Here is a 23,900-nt window from a genome sequence, read left to right as displayed (position 1 = left end):
TTTGAAGTCAAAAAGACATAATAAAGTACTAGAAATAATAAACCAATCCGAAATTGAAACACAAGAAGAATTAGCAGAAGAGCTTAAAAAAAATGGATTTGATGTAACTCAAGCTACAGTATCAAGAGATATAAAGATATTAAAACTTGTAAAAATGCAGAGTTCATCAGGCAAATATAGATATGTAGCGCCAAGTAAAGAAGAGCGTGGATTAAATGATAAATTATATAGCATTTTAAAAAATGCAGCAATTTCAGCAGAAAAAGTGGATAAGTTTGTAGTATTAAAAACATTAACTGGTACTGCTTCAGCAGTTGCAGAGGCTATAGATAATCTTTATACAGAAGATGTTGCAGGAACGATTGCAGGAGACAATACAATATTTATTTTAGTAAGAACAGATGAAAAGGCAGAAGAGCTTATTTTAAAGGTAAGAAAGATAATTTCTTAAAATAGATATTAAGGTGGGGTACAATGTTAATAGGATTAAATATAAAGAACTTTGCGTTAATTCAAGAACTTTCAGTTGAATTTGGTGCAGGATTTAATATATTATCAGGAGAAACTGGTGCCGGGAAATCTATATTAATTGATACTATTGATTATGTTTTAGGTGGAAAGTTTTCTAAAGATTTAATAAGATATGGAGAAGAGAAAACATATGTTGAAGCTATTTTCTCTATAGAAAATGAAGAAATATATGAAATTTTAGACGAATTAGGAATAGAGAAAGATGAACTGTTAATAATCACAAGAGAAACTACAATTTTTGGGAAAAGCTTTATAAAAGTAAATGGTAGAACTATTGTGTTATCACAATTAAAAAGAATAAGAGAAAAGCTTCTTGATATACACGGACAACATCAAAACCAAAATTTACTTAATAAAGGAACTCATATTTTATATTTAGATGAATTTTATATGGATAAATTAAAAGGATTATTGAGTAAATTTGATAAGTTAAGATGTAAACATATAGAATTAATAGAAAAATTAAATAGACTTAAAGGAAGCGAAGATAGAGAAAAACTTGTAGATTATATTAAGTTTCAAATAGATGATATTGAAAAAGCTAATTTGAAAATTGGAGAAGATGAAGCATTAAAAGAGGAGTTTAATCTTCTTAATAATGCTGAAAAAATATCATTAAGTCTCTCTAAAAGTTATAGTTATTTACATACTTCAAATAATGGAATGTCAGTATTAGAAGGTTTATCTAAGGTAATAAGTGAGTTATCATCTGTTGAAGGTCATTCAGAGAAGATCAAAAATAGAAGAGTTGAAATAGAAGAAGCGTATTATGTTATAGAAGAAGCTTCACGTGAGATTAGAGATATTGGCGATGAAGTATATTATGATGAAAATGAATTAGCTAAAATTAATGAAAGAATATATCAGATAGATATTTACAAAAGAAAATATGGAAACTCTATAGAAGATATTTTAAATAATTTAAAAAATTTAAAAGAGCAATATGAAGAGTTAACAAATTCTGAAGTTATAATTAATAAATTAAAAGAAGAATTAGAAGAATTAAAAGTTCAAATGAGAAAAGTTGGAGAAGAGATACATATATTAAGAGTTGAAGCTGCTGAAATTTTACAGAAAAGTATAAAAGAAGAGCTTTCATATGTAGGATTAGAAAAAGCAATCATAAAGATAGAAGTTGAATTATGTGAAGACTTTAATCAATATGGTTATGATGATGTTCAATTTTTAGTATCTGCAAATCCTGGAGAACCATTAAAACCATTAGAGAAGGTTTTATCAGGAGGAGAATTATCAAGAATTATGTTAGCATTAAAATGTGTATTTGTTGATAAAGATAGAATTCCAACACTTATTTTTGATGAAATTGATACAGGTATAAGTGGTACTATTGGAAAAAGAGTTGGAGAAAAAATGTATCAAGTTTCTACAAAGCATCAAGTTTTATGTATAACTCACTTACCTCAAATAGCTGCACTTTCAGATAATCATTACTTTGTATCAAAAAAGGTTGAAGATAATAAAACATTTACTGGCATTAAGATATTACCTAAAGATGAAAAAGTAAAAGAAATTGCTAAAATGATTGGTGGAGATGAAATTAGTAGCGTAGCTTTAGAAAATGCTTCAGAAATGGTTAGATTTGCTGATTTAAAAAAAGAAGAAATTAAAAAAAATCATATATAGTTACATAAGATTAAGCAATACTGCAAAAAATAAAATCATGGAAAAAAAACATGGTTTTATTTTTTTTATAAAAAATTATTTTTCTTAATAATTTTTAACTTTAATAACAAAGTTACTACAGCATATTGTAAATTCTATAAGGGAAAATTAAAGTCAGAAGCAAAGGAGGAGGAGATAAAATGATTAAAAAGTTCATTAAACGCTTTAGCATAATAGCTGCTCCAATGTTTATTTTGACTTTAATTACTTATCTAAGTATCTCAAGGATACCAGATAAAATATACATTAATGAAGAATCAAAGTTAACAGACCTTTCATTACATGATAATAGCTTTCTAAACAAAATAAAATTAAATAACGATAAATTGAATATAGACTTTTTAGGACTTTTTCCTATAAAATCTGTAGCTGTTCAAACAGTTCCAAATTTAGAGGTATATCCAGGTGGAACTAGTGTTGGAGTCAAATTATCAACTAATGGAGTCCTAGTTGTAGGATATTCAAATGTGGAGACACTAAATGGAACAGAAGATAGCCCAGGTAAAAGTTCAGGTATAGAGCTAGGAGATATGATATTAAAAGTTAATGGAACTGACATAGAAAGTTCTAAGGATTTGATATCTAAAGTTAAATCAAGTAATAGTGATTTTATAAATGTTGAAATTTTAAGAGGTAAAAGTAAGTTAACAAAAGAAATTAAACTTTTAAAAGAAGGAGAAGAATATAAATTAGGATTATGGGTGCGTGATTCTACTGCAGGGATTGGAACATTAACATTTTATCATGAAGATAGTGATACTTTTGGTGCATTAGGACATCCAATAACAGATTCTGATACAAATACAGTATTTTCAATAAAAAATGGTGAATTACTTAGATCATCCATTTTAAGTGTTAGAAAAGGTCAAAGAGGAGCTCCTGGAGAATTGAAAGGATTATTCCTCAATGAAAAAGAATCAATTGGAAGTATAAGTAGAAATATGGGATCAGGAATATATGGAAAGACCTCTGAACCATTAATAAATCCTGTATTTAATGAACCTATGCAAGTTGGTTATAGGAATGAGATAAATGAAGGACCAGCAAAAATTATAACAACTATAGGAGAAGATGGTCCAAAATTATATGATATAGAAATTGTTAAATTATTGCCTCAAGATAAACCGGGGGCAAAAAGTATGATAATCAAAGTAACTGATGAAGAGTTATTAAGTCGTACAGGTGGAATTGTTCAAGGAATGAGTGGAAGTCCAATAATACAAAATGATAAAATTATTGGTGCAGTTACGCACGTTTTGATAAATAAACCCGATTATGGATATGGTATATATATCGAATGGATGTTAAAAGATGCTGAAATTTTACCATAAAAGCAAGGCCTACTTTATTAAAGTAGGCTTTTGTTTAAAAAAAGGCAGAAAAATTTCAAAATTATGTAAAAAGGACTATTATGTTTTTTTTTATTGTGTTATAATACAAATATAATGTGATTTGTATTATAAAAAACATAAATTTTACAAATAATTAAAAATCTATTAAATTGAAGGGTTTTTTTATATAACATTGAATATGGTTTATATTTTTATGTAAAATCATGGTAAAGGAGAAAGGGAAATGGAATCAAACAAAATTTCAGTATTAATTGCAGATGATAATAAAGAATTTTGCAGTATTTTAAATGACTATTTATTAAATCAGAGAGATATTGTTGTAACAGGTATTGCAAAAGATGGAAAGGAAGCTTTAGCACTTATTGAACAAAAAGAACCAGATTTAGTTGTTTTAGAAATAATTATGCCACATTTAGATGGCCTTGGAGTTCTTGAAAGATTACATTCAATGAATTTAAAGAAATTTCCAAGAATCATTGTTCTTTCAGCAGTAGGACAAGATAAGATAACTCAAAGAGCTATAACTTTAGGTGCAGATTATTATGTAGTAAAACCATTTGATATGGATATTTTTACAAAGAGAATAAGGGAAATGTTTAATGGGGTTGTTACAACAGAAGTTATAAAGAAACCTATATCAGTACCTGTAAACGAAGTAGTGTCATCTAATGGGCCAATGGATTTAGAAACTGAAATTACAAATATTATCCATGAGATTGGTGTGCCTGCTCACATAAAAGGATATATGTATTTAAGAGAAGCTATAACTATGGTTGTTAATGATATGGAACTTCTATCTGCTGTTACAAAGGAATTATATCCTTCAATAGCTAAGAAATACAATACAACAGCTTCAAGAGTAGAAAGAGCTATAAGACATGCTATAGAAGTTGCGTGGGGAAGAGGGCAAATAGAAGCTATCAACAAATTGTTTGGATATACAGTTCATAATGATAAAGGAAAGCCTACAAATAGTGAATTTATTGCTATCATTGCAGACAAGCTAAGATTAAAGAATAAAGTGTCTTAGGGCTGTCTAACGCTAGTGAAATCAGCGTAGAGCAAGTATTTCTAATTTGTCAAATGTATTTCAGGTATAGCACTAAACTACATTTAGACGACACTAAATTTTATATAGAGAAGATAAAAAACACTTTTTATTAATTGGTAAAACAGTTAATAGGAGGTGTTTTTTTTCGTGCCTAAAATTTTAAAGTCTAATAGAGTATTCATTTTTATATCGAAGATTTTATGGAATATTGTAGCTTAAAGGGGCTATCTGTAAAAACTATGTCATCATATGAGACTACTTTAAAGTTATTAGCTAAGTATCTACAGGAAGAGTACTGTATTTCAACACTAAAAGAAATCAAAGGAGAACATATATCAGAGTATTTAAAGTTTACAAAAGATAGAGGTAAATACTCATATGTAAGTGATGATAAGACAGTAGGTCTAAATAACCCAGCAGGTAGAAAAGATTTTGGAAAGCCTGTATCTGATGTAACCATTAATAATTACATAAGAAATATAAAGGTATTTTTTAACTGGCTGTATGACCAAAGGGTTATTAAAAGTAATCCAGTAGAAAAAATAGGCTTTATAAAGGTTAAGAGAAAGGCTAAGGAAGATATATCAGATAGTGAGTTTAAGGCTTTAGTCAAGGCTTTAGACGTTACTAAGTATCATGAGTATAGGGACTATGTAGTTATACAGCTGATTATGGATACTGGTATGAGATTAGGAGAGACATTAGCTTTATCTTATGAGGATATAGACATAGATAAAAGAGCTATTTTAATACCAGCTCAAATATCTAAGGGTAAAAAAGATAGATATGTATTTTTCAGCTCAATAATGGCTGGAATACTTAGAAAGTGGCTCCAATATAAAGACAGATATAGTATTACTGATAAGACTTTATTTCCAACTAGAAAAGGGACAGCATTAACAGTACGTAATTTTGAAAGAAACTTTAGAATTTATAAAAATAGAGCAGGTATATCTAAGGATATAGCTCCTCACGGATTACGTAATAATTTTGCTAAGAGAGCTTTAATGTCAGGTATGGATATATATACTCTCTCAAGAATACTGGGACATAGTTCAGTAACAGTAACAGAAAAGGCGTATTTAGACTTGACTGTAACAGATATTAGAAAAAATTATCAGAGGTTTAGTCCTTTAGAAAATATGCAGAGAAAGTAAGAGATAAAAGGAGTAATAAGATATATGGACGTTAAAGAAATTCAAGATATATTACTAAGATATTTAAGAAAAGAAAGAGTTACTAAAGAGGAAGAAGATAAACTTTTTAAATACTATGAAGAACATATTTTTTAAGATAACAGAAAAGGAGCTATTCCACTAGCTCCCCCTGTAACAATTAAATATTGTTAAATAAATCTTTGTGTACCTCACTAGGAGATACTGTTAACCGTTAAATATATGGTATCAAAAAAAGAGAGAGTATGCAAGGCTTTATTTCCTATACCCTAAAATAGGGAGTAGGTTAGTCTGTAAGCACTCTAGGACTATAAATTTAGAGTAGGTGAGCTGGAGCCGTTGCAGAAAATACAGCAGGAGTATTCCGACTGACTCGGAGTATTGCTTTAGGAGGGTACAGCTGACCTCCTTATGAATTAGCTGGGGAGGAAGTCTGGACTAGAAATAGTCGGGGTTACTGTATTTGCTTATGGGCAGACTATAGGTGTACAAGCAGTAATTAACAAGTCAGAAAGCCGAAACGAAACGACGTGAAAAAGAGGCTGTATAATGTTTACCTTTGAAAAATAGGGTAAACTATACCTTCACTCACTTAGCTCCCCTAAGGCTGTATAGACGCTACGCTACTTAAACTAAAGTAATTACTTGCTTAATAGATATACATTAGAAAAAAATTTAATAATTAGTATAATATTTATAGATAGGAGGGGGAATATGGAATATGTAAACGAACTTAGAAAATTAAAACTTAATGAAGATAGTAAAATACATATACAAAAAAGAAAGGAGTTTATAAATGCTACAAAAAGAGACGATACGTTAGCTATTGTATTAAAAGCACATTTATATATTGAGGCAGAATTAGAGGAACTATTAAGATTAGGGACTAAAAATTATAAAGCATTAGATTTAAAGTATTTTAAAGAGAAGTTAAATCTATGTTATGGGATAGGATTGATAGATAGGGATTTATATACTGTACTCACAAAGTTCAATACAATAAGAAATAAGTATGGTCATAAGGTAGAGTTTGAGATAACAGAAACAGAATTTAAAGAAATGTACGATTTGATGAATAGTGAACAAAAAATAGAGTATAGTGAGGATTTGAAAATTACTACTATGTATTCACAAGAAACTTTTGATATGAGGTTGAGGGTGTTATTGGCAAGTTTATATTCAGAGGTAGTAGTATCTTCTCAGTCAGTAAACAGCACAATAGTGGATAATTTCTTAGAGTGGCAAATTAATATACTTAATGAGTATTCAGATATATTAAAAAAAGGAGTAGAAAAGTAATAATGTTTATAGAGCCTATTAACATAAGAATTATAGTTGCTATAGTATTATTTATAGCTGGACTAGTATGTTATTTAATAGCACAGAGACCAGCATTATCAGAAAAGGAAGAGAAAGAGCTACAGGAGCTAGATAATGAAATAAGTAGATTGTACGGAGGCAAGAAGTAGAGAGCTGTAACAAGGCTCTTTTTTTATTTGTATTACTTACTGAAATATAAATAATAGGAGGTAATACTATGATTAATAGAATAAGTGGAAGGCTTACAGAGTTTGTACAGGTGGATACAGGAGAAGTGCTGACAGCTGAGGAAATAGTAAGAGAGCATTTGCAGGAGGAGACTAAGAAAAGGTCTAATCAGATAAAAGGTCTGAATAAAAGGAAATCAAAAGAGGAGCTACAATACTATTTAGATTTTAGCTATGGTAGCTTTAGTTTTAATAGATATAAGAGAGTAATAGACATTTTTACTAATGAGGGGAAGTTTGACGGTGCTACTTGCTTTAAGTTTATGTATTTAGTAACGTTTATGGACTATGATAATAAGCTGAGATACGGCTGTAAGTATGGAGATAAACATAGAAATCTTATGACGGCTAGTGATTTGCCTGAGGTGCTTAGAATAAGTCGAAAGCAAGCTATAATAGTAAAGGATAAGTTAACGGCGTTAGGGGCTGTAATAATAGATAGTAACGGTAATATGACTATAAACCCTGAGTTAGTATCTAAGGGGAGATTAAATAAGGGATATAAGCAGAATAGTGCTAGAGTATTCGAGGAGACTGTAAGGGAGTTGTATGAGAGGTCTAAGATTAGAGAACATGCTAGATTAGCTATATTTATTCAACTACTACCTTATATTAATATCTACCATAACTCAATATGCTCTAATCCTGAGGAGAGAGACGCTAGACTTATTGAGCCTATGTCTATGACTGATATATGTAGAGTATTAGGATTAAACGTAGAAAAGGCTAAGAGGACAGAGACTGAGTTATTTAAAATTAGTGTAGCTGGTGAGTATATGATAGGGAAATTTTTAAGGTATGGAAAGTATTCATACTGTATTAATACTAGATTATATTATAAAGGTAGTAGTATAGAAGATTTAAAGGCTTTAGGAAACTTGTTTTTAATAGGTACAGAGGTAAAGTAGTAGGGGCTGGAGTAGGCTCCTTTTATATTTGCCATTGAGGTTACAAAAGTACTAAAAAACTTGCCATTGAGGTTACAATACTTTGAGGCTATTACTGGCTTAGAGCATAAAACTTATTCTATATCTGTGTTAAGTAAACAGGAGATAAAACTAGCATAATAATAACTGGAGATAGAGACGGCGAGACAGTAAAAAGGACAGTAAGACCGTTATACTTCGGCTCAAGAGCCTCAGGAGCTTACGCTCTACATAGTCTAAATACTAGGATATAGAACTCTAAACATATCTAAACATAATTGTAGAAGGGGCAGAGCCTTAACGAAGTTAGGCTATGAATACCGAAGGTATTTAGTAACGGTATAAACAGCATAACAGTACAATGTAGATTAACAGTTAGTACTTTCAGTATAAACAGTAATAAAGTTGATTATTAATATTCAAAAGAGATAAAGAATAAAACAGGAGGAGATAACATATGACTAAATTAGAAAGATTAAGCCAACAGGAGCAGGACTTTATATATGAGATTAGCCGTAAATTCATTACAGGCAAAACTATGGATAAGATAGCAGATGAGATAGGTATATCTAGGAGAACAGCTTTTAACTGGAAGGAGAAGTTTAAGGAGCTAATAGAGGAGCAGAAAGTAGCAGAGTTTAGCACCATAGAGGATAAGGTATTAAAGACAGCTAATGACCTGCTAGATAGCAGTAAATTATCTGATAGACTAAAAGGCTCAGAACTATTCTTTGATACTATGAAGATATTACAGGCTAGACGTGATATGAAAGCTATTAAAAGACCTGAGCTATCTACTGAGGACGTATTAAAAGAGTTAGGACTGTAGTAATTAGTGGGGCAGGCTCGCTGTGTGTCTGTCTATTGCACTTAGTAAATATCTATCTATACTAGTATTTTCAACGGTTAGAGGCTTTTTAGGGAGTGCATAGGTGCAAGTTCAAAAGTATCAACTAGCTCATAACTTAAGAGTATTGACCCAATTAAAAGAGCTATGATATAATCAGTACTGAGCCTAGCTCATAAGTTAAGCTCAAAAGTGATTTTAGAAAGAGGTTAATATTTTATGATATATGGATACTGTAGAGTTAGTAGTAAAGGGCAGATAGATAATAATAGCTTAGAGGCACAGGAACATGAGATATTGCAGAGATACTCTGAGGCTAAGATATATAAAGAACAGTTTACAGGAGCTACTACAGATAGACCAGTATTAGGAACTGTTATGGAGGAGCTACAAGCTGGTGATACGTTAGTAGTTGCTAAACTTGATAGACTAGCTAGAAATACTGTAGAAGGAATTAACATAGTAAAGGAGCTGTTCAGTAAAGGTGTAGCTGTTCATGTACTTAACATAGGACTATTAGAAGATACAGCTATGGGGCAATTCTTTTTAACTACTTTATTAGCTGTAGCAGAATTAGAAAGGGTACAGATTATAGAACGTACTCAAACAGGTAAGGTTGTAGCAAAAGCTAAGGCAGAGGCAAAGGGAGAGAAGTTTAAAGACGGAAGACCTAAGAAATATTCAATCTCTCAACTAGACCATGCTATGGAGTTAAGGAAAGAATACAGCATTAAGAAAGTATCAGAAATGACAGGAATATCAGAGGCAACAATTAAGCGAGAACAGGCAAGGAGAAGGGCAGAGGAAGTGTAATAACTTTCTCTTTTTTTATTTGAGGTGGGTAACAGAGTAAGGGTACTGGGGGAAGGGGAAGGAGGTACTAGTAGACTCTGTGTAAGAGAAATTGACAGTACTTAATATATTTTTAAAATTAATATAAAAAAATTTATATTTTTACTTATAAAAAAGGTCAAGTCGTGAGCTAGTAAGTGATTAAGAGAGTAGTTCGGTAATTCTACTCTCTAGCGAATAGTATTCTGTATTATAAAGAAAAATACATTTTGCTTGTTCTAAAAATACTAGCAACACAGGGCAGGAGGATTCTACAGCTCTTGCTTAAATTACTTCCTTAATTTTAGTAAAGAGGAACAGTCAGAACGGTTAGGCTGTTCCTCATTTTTATTTTATTGAACTTTACAAGTCAGTAAATAAGCTGGCATTAACAGAACAAAGGAGGAGACTATATATGTCACAAAAGAATTTATTAAGTTACTGTCAGGGTACTTTAGAAAAAGGCTCTGTATTATCAATGGCTACAGCTACGCCAGTAGTTGAGGCTATGCCTTTTATTCAAATTAGAGGTAATGCTTACTCTTATAATGTAGTGGATACTTTATTACCAACTGAACATAGAGAGTTAGGCGAAGACGTTATCGCCTCAGAGTTACAGTCTACTAAGGTTACTAAGAGCCTAGTTATCTTAACAAACTCAGTTAAAACAGATAGAGCTTTAGGGGTAATGTCAGATATTACAGACATTAAAGCTGAAGGACAGCATTTAGCTATGGTATCTAGTGGTAAAGCATTAGAGAAAAAAGTAATAGCTGAGTTAAAAGATATGCTAACTAAAGATATAGCTGGTACTAAATTAACTGGAGAGTTAACTATTGATTTAATGGACGACGCTTTAGACGCTGTACCAGGGGCTAATATGATATTTGTAAATAACAAAGGTCATAGATCATTAAAGAAGTTATTTAAATCAGAAGGATATACACCAGTACAAATTGAGGCTTTTGGACATAGGGTAGTGTCTTATAATGGCGTGCCTATAGTAGTATCTCAGGACTTAGCTGATAATGAGATATTAGTAGTTAAATTTGCCGAGGACGGTGTATGTGGTATTACTAACGGAGGCTTAAATGTATATGAGAAAGAAGTAGGAGTATTTCATGTAGCAGATACTGAGTTACTTTATAACATTGTAGCTAAGGTGAAACATTCATTCTCTTTGGTAGAGTTTACTGGTGGAGCTGTAGCTAAGGCTAGAAAGTAGATAATATAATGAGGGAGCTGTAATATCAGTTCTCTTGTACTTTTTTAGATTTAAGAAATGGGAGGACTAAATATTATGAATAAAGATAGAGTAGAAATTTTAAAAAGAGAAATAATAGGGGCAGATATTAACGATATTAGTAAAGGACAGCTATTACTAGCTATGGAGGCTGGAGAGTTATCAGAGAAGGTACTAGAGGAGTTATATAAAAGATTGGTAGCGCAGAGAGAGGCAAGTATATCTCCCGATATAACAGCTCATACAGCTAATGTGAATTATAATTTTATAGAACTTTTAAAACATATGACTACAGATAATTTCATAGAGAGCTGTAAGGTATTACATGTTAAATATGGCTTGAAGTATGGACAGATAGCTGAGGCAATGAGGATAGCTAAGCCTACTATGTACGCTATAGGTAATGGTAGTTTTATTCCTAGTGAGAAACTAATGGAGGCTGGGATAACAGCTATCAAGGAGTATTATTTAGGACAGTATTACGCTGAGATATTAGAGAGGATATAAAACGTCCTCTCTAGTAAAAAAGAATTTTGAAAAATGATATAAACAGTAGCTAGGTAAATCATTCATATTCTTTAGTAGAATATAATTAGGTAGAGTAAAGTAAAAATATGACTCCGAATTATTAATAATATATTGTATAATATAGGATATATTAATAACTTGGAGGGAATTGTATGGCTCATAAGAATAAATGGCTTGATGAAATAATTGAAGCTATAGAGGAATTAGGTGGACATGCTTTTTACAAGGATATCTATGATAAAATAATAGAAAGAGATAATATGGATTTAGTACAAAATAAGAGTTGGACAGCTTCAGTTCGTGGAACTATAGAAAGATATTCAAGTGATAGTGATGTTTATAATGGGAAAATGGATATTTTTTATTCTGTTGAAGGAAAAGGAAAAGGACATTGAGGATTAAGAAATTTTACACCAACTATAAAGAATATCGATATTACAGATGATGATTCTGGGTTTCCAGAAGGAAGAAAAAGGCTTAAACAGCACGTAGTTAGAGAAAGAGATCCAAGGGTTATAAAAAAGGCAAAAGATATGTTTAAGGAGAAAAATGGTAAGATATACTGTGAGGTATGTGGATTTGATTATGAAAGTGTTTATGGAGAAATTGGAAAAGATTATATAGAGGGGCATCATATAAAACCAGTATCGGAGTTAGAAGAAAATGAAGTTACTAAGGTTGAGGATATTGTTTTGGTTTGTGCAAACTGTCATAGAATGTTACATAGAAAAAGACCTTGGTTAAGTAAAGAAAAACTTAAATTACTAATAGAAAGTAAGATTTCAATTAAAGAGATTGAGGTTCCTATAAAAGAGACTAACGTATAAATATCAATAGATTAGTTGTAAGATAAGCAAATATATGGTATATTAAATTTGATAATGAATTTATAACAGTTAAGGCAACTAATATCTAGTGGAAAACTATTAAATCTGTTATAAAATTTAGTGAGAAATTAGCAGTATCTAACGCTGATGAAATACAGGCTAAACTATCCTAAAGCTAGAAGTTGCTTGGGGTAGAGGACAAGTAGAAGCTATCAATAAGTTATTTGGTTATACTGTACACAATGAAAAAGGTAAGCCAACAAATTCAGAATTTATCGCTATAATTGCAGACAAGCTAAGACTTAAGAATAAAGTTTCTTAATAATTAAAAAGCTAAATAAGAATGGTTAAGACAGCAACTAATTTGTTAAATGCATTTTAGTTGCTGTTTTTTATGTTATTTGATTATTATTGTTTTATAACTTAATAGTAATTTAGTAATATAGATAAAAAAGAGAGGGATAATATAGTTAAAATTATAAATTTAAAATAATAGTTAAAAAGAAAGTAGGTATAAATTTGAGTACATTATTAAGATATATAATTGATCATCTTTTAGCTGATGCTAAACCATCAATTTATTTAAAAAGTATTAAAGAATCATTAAAAGATACACCTTTAGAGATACTGATAGAATTAGAATCGGTAGAACAAGAAAAAAAACACCATCCAGAAGGAAATGTGTGGAATCATGTATTATTAGTTGTAGATCAAGCTGCTACTATAAGAGAGTATGCAAATAGTCCTAAGAGTCTAATGTTAGCAGCTTTATTACATGATGTAGGAAAAAAAGCAGCAACTAAAAAAAATAGAAGCGGTAGATGGATATCTTACGATCATGATAAAATTGGAGCTGACTTAGCTCGTAAAATATTAAAAAACTACGATATTAAAGAAGATGAAATTGATAAGGTTTGTAATATGGTTAGATATCATATGCACCATTTATTTATTATAAAAAACTTACCTTATGGAAATGTTGAAAGCTTGATAAATGATGTAGATATTAATGATATGGCATTATTATTTATTTCTGATAGATTAGGAAGAAATCAAGAAACATATGAAGAAAAGAGTAAGGAAGTTTTAGATGTACTAGAAATCTTAGATATTTTAAAAAGAAATTATAATGTAGATGTAACTCAAGCTAAGGAAAATGTTGAAAAAATACTGAAAAATTTAAATAAATAGTATTTTACATATATTCACTTATGAATAATACTGTTAATCTCGTCATATTATTCAATGTAGAATGATTTTGGAGGGATTAAAATGAATATAATTAATAAGGCACAACATAATTATAAAGAAAATAAAATATTTTATTTTATGGTATTCATATTTTTTTGTGTAGGAATTACTTTAGGAACTTTTATGGTTAAGTATATGAACTATAATGATGCTACTGACTTAACAGATTACTTTTTAACTTTTACTAAAAGTATAGTTTCAGAGCAAGTTAACACAAAAGTTTTATTACTAGATGTCTTAAAGAAAAATTTGATTCTGCTAACAGCAATCGTATTATTTGGCTTTACAATCTTTGGTGCCCCATTAATTTTATTAATAGACTTAATTAAGGGATTTACCTTAGGTTATACATTTAGTTTTTTATTAACTAGCTTTGATGGAAAGGGAATTTGGCTTGCAGTAGCATCGACTTTACCTCAGAACATAATTTATATACCATGTTTCATTGCATTAAGTATAGTTTTTATACAATTTTCTTCAATGAAACTTAGAGATAGGTTCTTTAATAAAGGAAAAGTAAATACAATAGTAGAGAAGGAAATAATTTTTAAAGTAGGGGTATTCTTGTGTGTATTTATTGTTGGTACGATAGTTGAAACTTATCTCTGTCCAAACTTAATTAAGTTTATTTTAACAAATGTTTATAAAATTGTTTAACAGAATATAAATATAGAGGGAAATATAAAAAAATGTCGAATTATATAAATTAGATGGGAATGGGGAGAATTATGAAAGAGATAGTAAACGAGTATAGGGAATCATTGTTACAAAGCCATAAAAGTGAAAATACTGTTTATGCATATGTTACAGATGTAAATTTATATATTAAATATTTAAATAGCAAGGATATTTATCTAAATGAATCAGATAATAACACAGTATCTGATTATATACAATATCTATTAGATGAAGGGAAATCTGAAAGGTCAATAAATAGAATAGTAATTAGTTTAAGAAGTTTTTATAATTTTTTAAAAGATCATAAGATAATAAGAGATATTCCTAAAATATATTATAAGGCAACTGATAGCACAAAGAAACTTCCAGAAATTCTTACAGTTGAAGAAGTTGATAAGATAATAAAGGTAGTGGATAAGGATTGTAATAAAGGTATAAGAGATAACGCACTATTAGAACTTATGTATGCAACTGGTATGAAGGTATCAGAAATAATAGGGTTAAAAGTAGAATGTGTTAATCTTGATTTATCATACGTTGTATGTCATGATAATAGAAATTATGAAAGAGTAATTCCTATTGGCAGAAGTGCTAAAAATGCAATAAAAGAATATTTAAAGATAAGAGATCTTATTGCAGCAAGTGGAGTTGATAATCTTTTTGTAAATCTTAATGGTCAACAATTAACTAGACAAGGTGTATGGAGAATAGTAAAAGAGTATTCTCACAAAGCTGGAATAAAGAAAGATGTAAACTTAAATACTTTCAGACACTCATTTGCTGTACACTTATTACAAAATGGAGCTAATGTAAGAGCAGTACAAAAATTATTAGGAAATCAAGTCCTAACATATATGGATACTTACTATGAAATAATAAACAATGATAAGATAAATTTAGTTTACAAGAACTCCCATCCGAGAGCATAAGGCAATAAGACATGAGTATAGGGAGCATATTTAAGAGTAGGAAAGGAGAAACAAAAATGAAGAGAGCTATACTAGTTATATTAGATAGTTTAGGAGTAGGAGAATTACCAGATGCAAAGGAATATGGTGATGTTGGAAGCCATACGCTAGACAACATATATAAAGTTTGCGGAAGATTAAATATTAACAATTTAGAGGAGCTTGGTATCGGAAATATAGAAGGCGTTAATGGACCTAATAAATGTGATAGTCCAAAAGGATCATATGGTAGAGCTATGGAACTTTCTAAAGGTAAAGATACAGTTACTGGACATTGGGAAATCGGAGGGGTTATCTTAGATAAACCATTAAACACATATCCCGAAGGATTCTCAGATGAAATAATAAATGAATTTTTAGAAAAAACAAATCAAAAAGGTATATTAGGTAATGTAGTTGCTTCAGGGACAGAGATAATTAAAGAATTAGGTGCAGAACATGTAAAAACAGGATACCCAATAATCTATACTTCTGCAGATTCAGTATTTCAAATAGCAGCTCATGAAGAAGTTATTTCCATAGAGGAATTATATAAAATGTGCGAAATTGCAAGGGAAATGTTAGTAGGCGACAAGGCTGTAGGTAGAGTAATCGCAAGACCATTTATAGGTGAAGAAGGTAACTTCACAAGAACATCTAATAGAAGAGATTATGCGTTAAATCCATTTTCTAAAACTATGCTTGAATATTTAAAAGAAAACGGTAAAGAAGTAGCAGCAGTAGGCAAAATAGAAGACATTTATAATAAAGTAGGTGTTACTAAAGCTGTGCATACTAAAAATAATATGGATGGCGTAGATAAAACATTAGAATATATGAAAGAAGTAGAAGAGGGATTAATCTTTACTAATCTTGTAGATTTTGATATGTTATATGGCCATAGAAATGACGCAAAAGGTTACGGAAAAGCTATAGAAGATTTTGATGGCAGATTACAAGAAATATATAACAATATGAGCGATGATGATATGCTTATAATTGCAGCAGATCATGGTTGTGACCCTACAACAGATAGCACAGATCACTCAAGAGAATATATTCCAGTATTAGTTTATGGTAAAAAACTTAAAGGTGGAGTAGATTTAGGAACAAGAAAAGGCTTTACAGATATAGGAAAGACTATTTTAGATTTCTTTAATATAGATAATGAAATTAAAGGTGAAAGCTTTTTAGATAAGCTAAAGTAGTTTCTTAGGAGGAATATTAATTATGAGAATGTATGACATAATAATGAATAAAAGAAAAGGTAATGAATTATCAAAAGAAGAGATTGATTTTGTTGTAGATGGATTTACAAAAGGTGAAATTCCAGATTACCAAGTTTCAGCTTTGTTAATGGCTATTTTCTTTAATAAAATGAATAAAAGAGAAACTGCAGATTTAACTATGGCTATGGTAAAATCAGGAGATGAAATTGATTTAAGTAAAATTAATGGAATTAAAGTAGATAAACATTCAACTGGAGGAGTTGGTGATAAAACTTCAATCTGCTTAACTCCTTTAGTAGCATCATTAGATGTGCCTGTAGCTAAAATGTCTGGAAGAGGTTTAGGACATACAGGAGGAACTATAGATAAGCTTGAAACATTTGAAGGATTCTCTGTAGAATTAACAGAAGAAGAATTTACTAATAATGTTAACTCAATAAACATAGCAATTATGGGGCAAAGTGGAAACCTAGTTCCAGCTGATAAAAAGCTATATGCATTAAGAGATGTTACAGCGACAGTAGATAATATGTCTTTAATAGCATCAAGTATAATGAGTAAAAAGATAGCTTCAGGAGCAGATGCCATAGTTTTAGATGTAAAAGTTGGAGATGGAGCTTTTATGAAAACACCAGAAGATGCTAGAAGCTTAGCACAAGAGATGGTTAACATAGGTAATGCTTTAGATAGACAGACTATAGCTGTAATATCTGATATGGATCAACCTTTAGGATATGCTATAGGAAATAGCTTAGAGGTTAAAGAGGCTATAGAGCTATTAAAAGGTAATGGGCCAAAAGACTTATTAGAATTAACTTTAACTATAGGTTCTAATATGTTAGTATGCGCAAAGAAGGCTAATACTGTAGAAGAGGGAAGAAAATTATTACTTCAAAACATAGAAAATGGTAAAGGCTTAGAAAAGCTAAAAGAATTTATAAAAGCTCAAGGTGGAGATGTGGCACCAATAGATAACTTAGATCTTTTACCAAAAGCTAAATTTATTGAACCTGTAGTAGCACAACAGGATGGATATATAACAAAAATTAAAGCAGAAGCTTTTGGGCTAATAGCAATGGAATTAGGTGCAGGAAGAGCAACTAAGGAAAGCGAAATAGATTTAGCTGTTGGTATAGTTTTAAATAAGAAACGTGGAGATAAAGTTTCTAAAGGTGATATTCTAGCTTATATTCATGCAAATAACGAAGATAAGATAGAAAAAGCTAAAAAGGATATATTAAGCAATATAACTATAAATGATAGTTATGACTTAAATATTCCAGTAGTATATGAAATAATTAGATAATTATAAAAAAATATGATAGAGAGAAATAATAATTCTTTCTATCATATTTTTATTTCTTTTGGTAATAATAAGCTTGAAAGGAGGAACATAGATGAACAAAAATTTTATTAAAATTATTTCTTTTGTACTTTTATGTTTATTATCTTTAAGCAATATTACAGTTAGCGCAAGCTTAAATGGAGAAAACTTAGAGGAAGAATTCTACGATGAAATTACTACTAATTCAGTGTATGAAGAGGGTAATATAGTAGTTGAAGCGAGAAGTGCACTTTTAATGGAGCCAATAAGTGGCACTATTTTGTATGAAAAAAATATAGATGAAAAGTTTGCTCCAGCGTCAGTTACAAAAATAATGACAATGCTTTTAGCTATGGAAGCTGTAGATAGTGGTAAAATATCTTTACAAGACAAAATAACTTGTAGTGAAAATGCTAAAAAAATGGGTGGTAGCACAATGCTACTAGATACAGGAGAAGTAAGAACAGTAGAAGAAATATTAAAAGGAATTGCTATTGCTTCAGGAAATGATGCTGCAGTTGCTATGGCGGAGTTTTTAGGTGGTACAGAAGAAGCTTTTGTTGAAATGATGAATAAAAGAGCACAAGAGCTGGGAATGACTAATACAACTTTTAAAAATTGCAATGGATTACCTGTAGAAGGACATCTTTCAACCGCACGTGATATTGCAACAATGTCAATGGAACTTTTAAAACATAAAGGTATTTTAAAGTATACTGGAACATACATGGAAACAATATCAGAAGGTCGTAAAACTCCAATAGAATTAGTAAATCATAATAAGTTAGTTCGTTTCTTTAATGGATGTGATGGTCTAAAAACAGGATTTACTGATGAAGCAAAATATTGTATTTCTGCAACAGCAGTTCATGATGGTGTAAGAATGTTAAGTATAATTATGGGTGCGCCAACATACAAGGTGCGTAATAGAGATGCTAGCATGCTTCTAAATTATGGTTTCTCAAAATTTGAAGGCAAAAAGATTTTTGATAAAGATGCTGATGTAGAAAAGATTTATTTAGGCAAGAATACCGACAGATTCTTTATAGCAAAATCTCAAGATGATTTAGTTATTGTAGTACCTAAAGGAACTGATGGTGAACCAACAACTAAAGTGGTATTAGATGAGTTAAAAGACTCATATACTATGGGAGAAGTTGTAGGAAAATGTGAAGTTTATATGGGAGAAAACAAAGTTGGTGAAGGATTACTTTATGCAGATAGAGATGTAGAAAAAGCTAATTTCCTAGATAACTTCAAATATAATATGAAAAATCTATTTAAAAAAGGTATCTAATAAAAATTTGAGCACATAATATACTAAATTTTGTATATTATGTGCTTGATTTGTTTATACAAATATGCATTATATGATATAATCAAGCTATAGGAGTGGATATTATGAAAAGAATAAGTATTTTAGCTTTGATTATAATTACTATGCTAACTATAGGTTGTAGTAATAAAAATAAAGAAAGTATAGATAACAATGGAATGTATACAGAAGAAGTAGAGAAAGATGAAGAAATAATTGAAGAAAATTATACTGTATTTAATTGTTTAGATAATGTTTATGAGAAAAATCAAGATATTACATTATACGAAAAAGGTGAGGAAGTATTTAATAACTTAACTAATAATATATATGAAACCGGTAAGTATATGGAAGTAGACTATGCTAATGATTTTATTGAGAAATATTTATCTGGAGATCAAAGCGTTTATAATTATTTAATAACTCTTGATGATAAATATGATGTAGGATATAAAGAAGCTAATAATGATGAAAAAGATAGATTAAAAGAATCATTACAATTTTTAAGAGAGCAGATGTATTTAAATAATGAAGATCCAATTTATTTTAGGCTTTCTAAAGTTAGTTATGATGGACAAGTTGATGGAATAAAAGATTCAGTTATTTTAAATATGACTGGATATATTTCAGGGGATAATATTAACTTTTTATCTTTATCAAAGTTTACTATTACTATAGTTCAAGATAAAGACAAGTTATTAGTTAATATTATATAGAAATTATAAGTATTGTTTTAAGCAATAGGCAAGATGAATAACTTATAATTTACAATAAAAAATTAAAAATTTTTGGAGGAGAGTATATGAAGGTAGCGTTAATAGCCCATGATAAGAAGAAAGAAGAAATGATAGAATTTACTAAGAAAAATGAAGACATATTAAAAAATATGGATTTAGTTGCTACAGGAACAACAGGATTAAGAATTATGGAGAATACATCTTTACAAGTTAAAAGATTTAAGAGTGGACCATTAGGAGGAGATCAACAAATAGGGGCTTTAGTATCTGAACATGAAGTTGATATGGTAATTTTTTTAAGAGACCCACTTACTGCACAACCTCATGAACCAGATATTAGTGCATTATTAAGATTATGTGATGTTTATAAGATACCACTAGCAACAAATATTGGAACTGCAGAGCTTTTACTAGAGGCAACAACTATAAAGTAGTTAAATAAATACATAATAAAAAAAGTCAGCTTTGCTGGCTTTTTTTATTTTAAATATTTATAGCTAAATTTTAATATTAAGTACCATAATAACATTGTAATTAGGAATAGGAATTGTAGATTTATAAAGTAAAAATATCCTTCTCCTATGTAAGATAAAACAGAATCTTTAGCAGCATAATTTGAAGTAAAGCTTACAAACATATAATTCGAACCGTATATTTCGTTAAATATACCAAGACAAATTCCTAGAATTTCAGTTAGAAATATAACTTTAAAAGTATCTTTTATAGTTACGGTATATTTGTAAATAAAAATAAAATAGATTGGAATTAAAATGATAGATAGATGACAAATCATAAATTGGTAGTATCTAAAATATTTAAATGAAAGATCTAATTCAGGTGCTAAAAGGCTACTTATTCCACCTAATACACCGGTAAAGACAACAAAATTAAACAGATTTTTATTTTTAGTAAAACATAATATTATACAAAGGATATTACTAATAAAGCAAATATGAAGAGGGAGATTATATACAGTTACTCCATTACTAGACCATTCTAATATATAGTAAAGTGTTAGAAAAATTGAAGATATTATAGCAAAAGAGTATCTAAGTTTTTTATCTAATAATTTATTATTTCTGAGTTTATTCCTCATTAAATAAAGTGCAATTATTATAAATATAAGAATAACGATAGGGGTGAACTTTTCAAAGAAAGTTATTTGATAATTTACCTCTATGTTACTTAAGCTAAAAAACTTACTCATAAACACCATCCTTAATATAATAATTATTATATTAAAGTATATAAAGATACAGGGATAATATGATAAAAAAAGTTACTTTAAACATATTTATAATATCAAAAACATAAAATGGTTTAAGGATAGTAATTAGAGGATGTGAGTAAAAATGAAAGTTAAAGTAGATGTATTTTCAGGTTTTTTAGGCGCAGGAAAAACAAGACTTATTAAAAAGTTAATTAATGATAAGTATTATAGAGAAAAGATAGCTATAGTTGAAAATGAATTTGGAGAAGTAAGTATCGATGGTGCTATTTTAAGAGAAACAAACACTGTAATTACAGAGATTAATTCAGGATGTATTTGTTGTCAAGTAAGTGGAAATTTTAAAAAAGCTATATCTAATATTATTAATAATTATGAAGTTGATAGGCTTATAATTGAGCCTACTGGTGTCGCTAAACTTAGTGAATTAAAAAGAGTATTTGAAGAAAAAGAACTTAGTGAAGTTGTAGATATAGATAAATTAATTACAGTTGTAGATGGAGAAAGATTTTATATATACTTAAATAATTTTAGAAAGTTCTTCGTAGATCAAATTAAAGCTGCTGATGTAATAGTTATTAGTAGGGTACAATTTATAGATAAAGATAAATTGGATAAGATAGTAGCTGATATTAAAACTTTGAATTCAAAAGCTATAGTAGTAGATAAAGAGTGGAGTAAAGTAAATGCACAAGAACTTATTCCAATAGGAGAGCATAGGAAAGGTGATAATAAGATTTTTAGAAGAGCCTATGTTAAAAATAATAAAGGAGTATCAGCTCATATTGATTCTGCAGATGATACATTCCAAACATTTGCTATGAGCTTAAATAGAGCAATTTCTGAAAAAGAGCTTATTAGTAAATTTAATTTTGTAGCTAATACACATAGCTTTGGGGAAATTATAAGAGCTAAAGGTATAGTAAAACTTAATGATGAAACAATGAAGCAATTTGATTTTTCTTTAGATGAATTCTCCATTGAAGCTGTAAATTATGAAGGTGATGGGATTATATCTTTTATCGGTGTAGATTTAAATAAAGATGAAATAAAAAGATTTTTTCAGTAATAATAGGTGAAATTATGAAAGTAAAACTAGATATTGTCACAGGTTTTTTAGGAAGTGGAAAAAGTGTATTTATAAATAATATTATTGCCGAAACTATTACAAATGATGAAAAAGTGGTAGTTATACAATTAGAAGATGGTGAAACAAAGATAAGAAAAGATTTTATTAATGTTAAAACTTTTATGTATGATGATGAGATTTGTAAATTAGATTCTTTTATAAATAATACTATAGAAGAATCTAATTGTACAAGAATCATAATAGAGTATAATGGAACAGAATCTTTTGAAGAATTACAATATACTTTAAGTATCCATAATACAAGAAAAAAATATAAGATAAATGATATTTATTTTATAGCTGATGCAAATGTAATAGAATCTTATATTTTAAATATGGGAGATTTTATTATACCTGCTTTAGAAAGTAGTAATTTAATACTTATAAATAATTGTTTTGACAAAAAAGAGGACAAGATTAATGAAATTATATCATTAATAAAGAAGATTAATTTAAACGGACATATTTTAAAATGTGAAAATAATGAAGATATAGGAAATACAATAATGAAAAGTAACTTATTTAGTAAAAAAAGAATTAAAAGATTATATATGAACATAAGGGGAGAGAGAAATTAAATTTTAGAAAAGGTGTGGTATGGTGGATACAAGTATTTTAGAGAGTTTTATATGGAGCTTTTTAGGTATAGTGGTAGAATCGCTACCATTTATAATAATAGGCTCCTTAGTTTCTGCAATTATTCAAGTATTTTTAACAGAAGAATTAATAAGAAAGTTTATTCCTAGAGTGAGTATATTAGGTTATTTAGGAGCTGTTCTTTCAGGGATATTGTTTCCAATATGTGAATGTGCTATAGTACCAATTACTAGAAGCTTAATAAAAAAGGGGTTACCAGTAGGTATTGGAATTAGCTTTATGCTTGCTGTGCCAATAGTTAACCCAATTGTTATAATGTCTACATACTATGCATTTCCGAATAATATATCAATAGTATTATTAAGGACATTAGGTGGTGCATTAATAGCTTTGTTAGTAGGTTTAATTATGGGGTATTTATATAATGGTAAAAAGAAAGAAGTTATTTTAAAAGAAAATATAATGACAATTAGATGTGATTGTTGTGTAAGTAATAAATTTGCAACAACCAAAAGTGAGAAAATATTAAATCTAATAAATCATGGATCAAATGAATTTTTAAATATTAGTGTGTATTTCATAATAGGTGCATTTATATCAAGCATATTTGTAGCTTTGATGAATAATGAAGTAATAGCAAGAATAAATACTAATAATTTAGTTGGTGTTTTATTTATGATAGGCTTATCTTTTATATTGTCATTATGTTCTGAAGCTGATGCTTTTGTAGTTAAAGGATTTTTAAACAACTTTGGAGTCGGAGCAATAGTAGGGTTTTTGATAATGGGACCTATGATGGATTTAAAGAATGCGTTTTTGGCTTTTGGGGTATTTAAGAATAGGTTTGCTTCTAGATTAATTTTAATTATAACAATATTAGTTACAGCTCTTGCTTTACTTATATCAATACTGTAAAGGAGGAAG

At 29.3% G+C, this 23,900-nt stretch carries 26 protein-coding genes and 1 pseudogene; 26 read left to right on the top strand and 1 reads right to left on the bottom strand.

Features of this window, described 5'->3' with window-relative positions; genetic code table 11:
- Position 1: 1 nt before the first annotated feature.
- The 23 genes and pseudogenes from LQE93_RS00215 (at position 2) to mgsA (ending at position 20,456) form a co-directional block, all read left to right on the top strand.
- A complete protein-coding gene (locus LQE93_RS00215; protein ID WP_055265810.1) occupies positions 2-451 on the top strand; it encodes an arginine repressor in 450 nt (149 codons plus the stop codon).
- A gap of 23 nt (positions 452-474) precedes the next feature.
- On the top strand, positions 475-2,175 hold the full coding sequence (gene recN, locus LQE93_RS00210) for a DNA repair protein RecN (RefSeq protein ID WP_231071611.1): 1,701 nt from the start codon (positions 475-477) through the stop codon (positions 2,173-2,175).
- Between the two features lie 179 nt (positions 2,176-2,354).
- Positions 2,355-3,545, top strand: a complete 1,191-nt coding sequence (gene spoIVB / locus LQE93_RS00205; RefSeq protein WP_231071609.1) for a SpoIVB peptidase — start codon at positions 2,355-2,357, stop codon at positions 3,543-3,545.
- A 244-nt stretch (positions 3,546-3,789) separates the two neighbouring features.
- Positions 3,790-4,596, top strand: a complete 807-nt coding sequence (gene spo0A, locus LQE93_RS00200; RefSeq protein ID WP_231071608.1) for a sporulation transcription factor Spo0A — start codon at positions 3,790-3,792, stop codon at positions 4,594-4,596.
- A 221-nt stretch (positions 4,597-4,817) separates the two neighbouring features.
- On the top strand, positions 4,818-5,774 hold the full coding sequence (locus LQE93_RS00195) for a tyrosine-type recombinase/integrase (protein ID WP_331000390.1): 957 nt from the start codon (positions 4,818-4,820) through the stop codon (positions 5,772-5,774).
- Positions 5,775-6,506: 732 nt separating this feature from the next.
- Positions 6,507-7,091 carry a hypothetical protein gene (locus tag LQE93_RS00190; RefSeq protein WP_231071606.1) on the top strand — a complete coding sequence of 195 codons (585 nt, stop codon included), beginning with the start codon at positions 6,507-6,509 and terminating at the stop codon, positions 7,089-7,091.
- A gap of 2 nt (positions 7,092-7,093) precedes the next feature.
- The gene (locus LQE93_RS00185; protein ID WP_231071605.1) at positions 7,094-7,261 is read left to right on the top strand and encodes a hypothetical protein; all 168 of its coding nucleotides are present in this window, start codon (positions 7,094-7,096) and stop codon (positions 7,259-7,261) included.
- A 68-nt stretch (positions 7,262-7,329) separates the two neighbouring features.
- Positions 7,330-8,247, top strand: coding sequence for a hypothetical protein (locus LQE93_RS00180; RefSeq protein WP_231071603.1), 918 nt, complete (start codon positions 7,330-7,332; stop codon positions 8,245-8,247).
- Between the two features lie 475 nt (positions 8,248-8,722).
- Positions 8,723-9,094 carry a helix-turn-helix domain-containing protein gene (locus tag LQE93_RS00175; protein WP_231071601.1) on the top strand — a complete coding sequence of 124 codons (372 nt, stop codon included), beginning with the start codon at positions 8,723-8,725 and terminating at the stop codon, positions 9,092-9,094.
- 237 nt (positions 9,095-9,331) lie between these two features.
- On the top strand, positions 9,332-9,925 hold the full coding sequence (locus tag LQE93_RS00170; RefSeq protein WP_231071599.1) for a recombinase family protein: 594 nt from the start codon (positions 9,332-9,334) through the stop codon (positions 9,923-9,925).
- Between the two features lie 433 nt (positions 9,926-10,358).
- Entirely contained in the window at positions 10,359-11,168 is an 810-nt protein-coding gene (locus tag LQE93_RS00165) for a hypothetical protein (protein WP_231071597.1), read from the top strand.
- Between the two features lie 75 nt (positions 11,169-11,243).
- Positions 11,244-11,693 (top strand): hypothetical protein, encoded by a 450-nt coding sequence (locus LQE93_RS00160; RefSeq protein WP_231071595.1) that lies wholly within the window; start codon positions 11,244-11,246, stop codon positions 11,691-11,693.
- Positions 11,694-11,866: 173 nt separating this feature from the next.
- Positions 11,867-12,109 (top strand): hypothetical protein, encoded by a 243-nt coding sequence (locus tag LQE93_RS00155; protein ID WP_231071593.1) that lies wholly within the window; start codon positions 11,867-11,869, stop codon positions 12,107-12,109.
- Between the two features lie 138 nt (positions 12,110-12,247).
- Positions 12,248-12,541 (top strand): HNH endonuclease, encoded by a 294-nt coding sequence (locus LQE93_RS00150; protein WP_231071592.1) that lies wholly within the window; start codon positions 12,248-12,250, stop codon positions 12,539-12,541.
- 175 nt (positions 12,542-12,716) lie between these two features.
- Positions 12,717-12,863, top strand: a pseudogene (locus tag LQE93_RS00145) (sporulation initiation factor Spo0A C-terminal domain-containing protein); the annotation flags it as partial.
- Positions 12,864-13,060: 197 nt separating this feature from the next.
- On the top strand, positions 13,061-13,732 hold the full coding sequence (locus LQE93_RS00140) for an HD domain-containing protein (RefSeq protein ID WP_231071590.1): 672 nt from the start codon (positions 13,061-13,063) through the stop codon (positions 13,730-13,732).
- Positions 13,733-13,813: 81 nt separating this feature from the next.
- On the top strand, positions 13,814-14,449 hold the full coding sequence (gene spoIIM / locus LQE93_RS00135) for a stage II sporulation protein M (RefSeq protein WP_055265800.1): 636 nt from the start codon (positions 13,814-13,816) through the stop codon (positions 14,447-14,449).
- A 71-nt stretch (positions 14,450-14,520) separates the two neighbouring features.
- Positions 14,521-15,399 (top strand): tyrosine-type recombinase/integrase, encoded by an 879-nt coding sequence (locus tag LQE93_RS00130; protein WP_055265798.1) that lies wholly within the window; start codon positions 14,521-14,523, stop codon positions 15,397-15,399.
- A gap of 56 nt (positions 15,400-15,455) precedes the next feature.
- Positions 15,456-16,625, top strand: a complete 1,170-nt coding sequence (locus tag LQE93_RS00125) for a phosphopentomutase (protein ID WP_055265796.1) — start codon at positions 15,456-15,458, stop codon at positions 16,623-16,625.
- Positions 16,626-16,647: 22 nt separating this feature from the next.
- Positions 16,648-17,952 carry a pyrimidine-nucleoside phosphorylase gene (locus tag LQE93_RS00120; RefSeq protein ID WP_055265794.1) on the top strand — a complete coding sequence of 435 codons (1,305 nt, stop codon included), beginning with the start codon at positions 16,648-16,650 and terminating at the stop codon, positions 17,950-17,952.
- A gap of 91 nt (positions 17,953-18,043) precedes the next feature.
- A complete protein-coding gene (locus LQE93_RS00115; RefSeq protein ID WP_055265792.1) occupies positions 18,044-19,267 on the top strand; it encodes a D-alanyl-D-alanine carboxypeptidase family protein in 1,224 nt (407 codons plus the stop codon).
- Positions 19,268-19,371: 104 nt separating this feature from the next.
- Positions 19,372-20,001 carry a hypothetical protein gene (locus LQE93_RS00110; protein ID WP_055265790.1) on the top strand — a complete coding sequence of 210 codons (630 nt, stop codon included), beginning with the start codon at positions 19,372-19,374 and terminating at the stop codon, positions 19,999-20,001.
- A gap of 86 nt (positions 20,002-20,087) precedes the next feature.
- Entirely contained in the window at positions 20,088-20,456 is a 369-nt protein-coding gene (mgsA, locus tag LQE93_RS00105; protein ID WP_055265788.1) for a methylglyoxal synthase, read from the top strand.
- A 44-nt stretch (positions 20,457-20,500) separates the two neighbouring features.
- Here the strand turns inward: mgsA and LQE93_RS00100 are convergent, their stop codons facing one another.
- The gene (locus LQE93_RS00100) at positions 20,501-21,229 is read right to left on the bottom strand and encodes a YwaF family protein (RefSeq protein ID WP_055265786.1); all 729 of its coding nucleotides are present in this window, start codon (positions 21,227-21,229) and stop codon (positions 20,501-20,503) included.
- Positions 21,230-21,374: 145 nt separating this feature from the next.
- On the opposite strand from LQE93_RS00100, the gene LQE93_RS00095 reads away from it, so the two are divergent.
- The 3 genes from LQE93_RS00095 to LQE93_RS00085 are packed head-to-tail and all read left to right on the top strand — an operon-like array spanning position 21,375 to position 23,891.
- A complete protein-coding gene (locus LQE93_RS00095; RefSeq protein WP_055265784.1) occupies positions 21,375-22,319 on the top strand; it encodes a CobW family GTP-binding protein in 945 nt (314 codons plus the stop codon).
- A gap of 14 nt (positions 22,320-22,333) precedes the next feature.
- Positions 22,334-22,957 carry a GTP-binding protein gene (locus tag LQE93_RS00090; protein WP_055265782.1) on the top strand — a complete coding sequence of 208 codons (624 nt, stop codon included), beginning with the start codon at positions 22,334-22,336 and terminating at the stop codon, positions 22,955-22,957.
- A 22-nt stretch (positions 22,958-22,979) separates the two neighbouring features.
- Positions 22,980-23,891 carry a permease gene (locus LQE93_RS00085; protein ID WP_055265780.1) on the top strand — a complete coding sequence of 304 codons (912 nt, stop codon included), beginning with the start codon at positions 22,980-22,982 and terminating at the stop codon, positions 23,889-23,891.
- Positions 23,892-23,900 lie beyond the last annotated feature (9 nt).

Origin of the sequence: Clostridium sp. NSJ-145, assembly GCF_021044725.1 — a bacterium.
GTDB lineage: Bacteria > Bacillota > Clostridia > Clostridiales > Clostridiaceae > Clostridium > Clostridium disporicum_B.
This window is presented reverse-complemented; position numbering and strand designations above follow the sequence as displayed.

Coding starts and splice junctions, on each gene's coding strand:
- recN (WP_231071611.1), top strand. CDS start 475: ATGTTAATAGGATTAAATATAAAGAACTTTGCGTTAATTCAAGAACTT.
- spoIVB (WP_231071609.1), top strand. CDS start 2,355: ATGATTAAAAAGTTCATTAAACGCTTTAGCATAATAGCTGCTCCAATG.
- spo0A (WP_231071608.1), top strand. CDS start 3,790: ATGGAATCAAACAAAATTTCAGTATTAATTGCAGATGATAATAAAGAA.
- LQE93_RS00195 (WP_331000390.1), top strand. CDS start 4,818: ATGGAATATTGTAGCTTAAAGGGGCTATCTGTAAAAACTATGTCATCA.
- LQE93_RS00190 (WP_231071606.1), top strand. CDS start 6,507: ATGGAATATGTAAACGAACTTAGAAAATTAAAACTTAATGAAGATAGT.
- LQE93_RS00185 (WP_231071605.1), top strand. CDS start 7,094: ATGTTTATAGAGCCTATTAACATAAGAATTATAGTTGCTATAGTATTA.
- LQE93_RS00180 (WP_231071603.1), top strand. CDS start 7,330: ATGATTAATAGAATAAGTGGAAGGCTTACAGAGTTTGTACAGGTGGAT.
- LQE93_RS00175 (WP_231071601.1), top strand. CDS start 8,723: ATGACTAAATTAGAAAGATTAAGCCAACAGGAGCAGGACTTTATATAT.
- LQE93_RS00170 (WP_231071599.1), top strand. CDS start 9,332: ATGATATATGGATACTGTAGAGTTAGTAGTAAAGGGCAGATAGATAAT.
- LQE93_RS00165 (WP_231071597.1), top strand. CDS start 10,359: ATGTCACAAAAGAATTTATTAAGTTACTGTCAGGGTACTTTAGAAAAA.
- LQE93_RS00160 (WP_231071595.1), top strand. CDS start 11,244: ATGAATAAAGATAGAGTAGAAATTTTAAAAAGAGAAATAATAGGGGCA.
- LQE93_RS00155 (WP_231071593.1), top strand. CDS start 11,867: ATGGCTCATAAGAATAAATGGCTTGATGAAATAATTGAAGCTATAGAG.
- LQE93_RS00150 (WP_231071592.1), top strand. CDS start 12,248: ATGTTTAAGGAGAAAAATGGTAAGATATACTGTGAGGTATGTGGATTT.
- spoIIM (WP_055265800.1), top strand. CDS start 13,814: ATGAATATAATTAATAAGGCACAACATAATTATAAAGAAAATAAAATA.
- LQE93_RS00130 (WP_055265798.1), top strand. CDS start 14,521: ATGAAAGAGATAGTAAACGAGTATAGGGAATCATTGTTACAAAGCCAT.
- LQE93_RS00125 (WP_055265796.1), top strand. CDS start 15,456: ATGAAGAGAGCTATACTAGTTATATTAGATAGTTTAGGAGTAGGAGAA.
- LQE93_RS00120 (WP_055265794.1), top strand. CDS start 16,648: ATGAGAATGTATGACATAATAATGAATAAAAGAAAAGGTAATGAATTA.
- LQE93_RS00115 (WP_055265792.1), top strand. CDS start 18,044: ATGAACAAAAATTTTATTAAAATTATTTCTTTTGTACTTTTATGTTTA.
- LQE93_RS00110 (WP_055265790.1), top strand. CDS start 19,372: ATGAAAAGAATAAGTATTTTAGCTTTGATTATAATTACTATGCTAACT.
- mgsA (WP_055265788.1), top strand. CDS start 20,088: ATGAAGGTAGCGTTAATAGCCCATGATAAGAAGAAAGAAGAAATGATA.
- LQE93_RS00100 (WP_055265786.1), bottom strand. CDS start 21,229: ATGAGTAAGTTTTTTAGCTTAAGTAACATAGAGGTAAATTATCAAATA.
- LQE93_RS00095 (WP_055265784.1), top strand. CDS start 21,375: ATGAAAGTTAAAGTAGATGTATTTTCAGGTTTTTTAGGCGCAGGAAAA.
- LQE93_RS00090 (WP_055265782.1), top strand. CDS start 22,334: ATGAAAGTAAAACTAGATATTGTCACAGGTTTTTTAGGAAGTGGAAAA.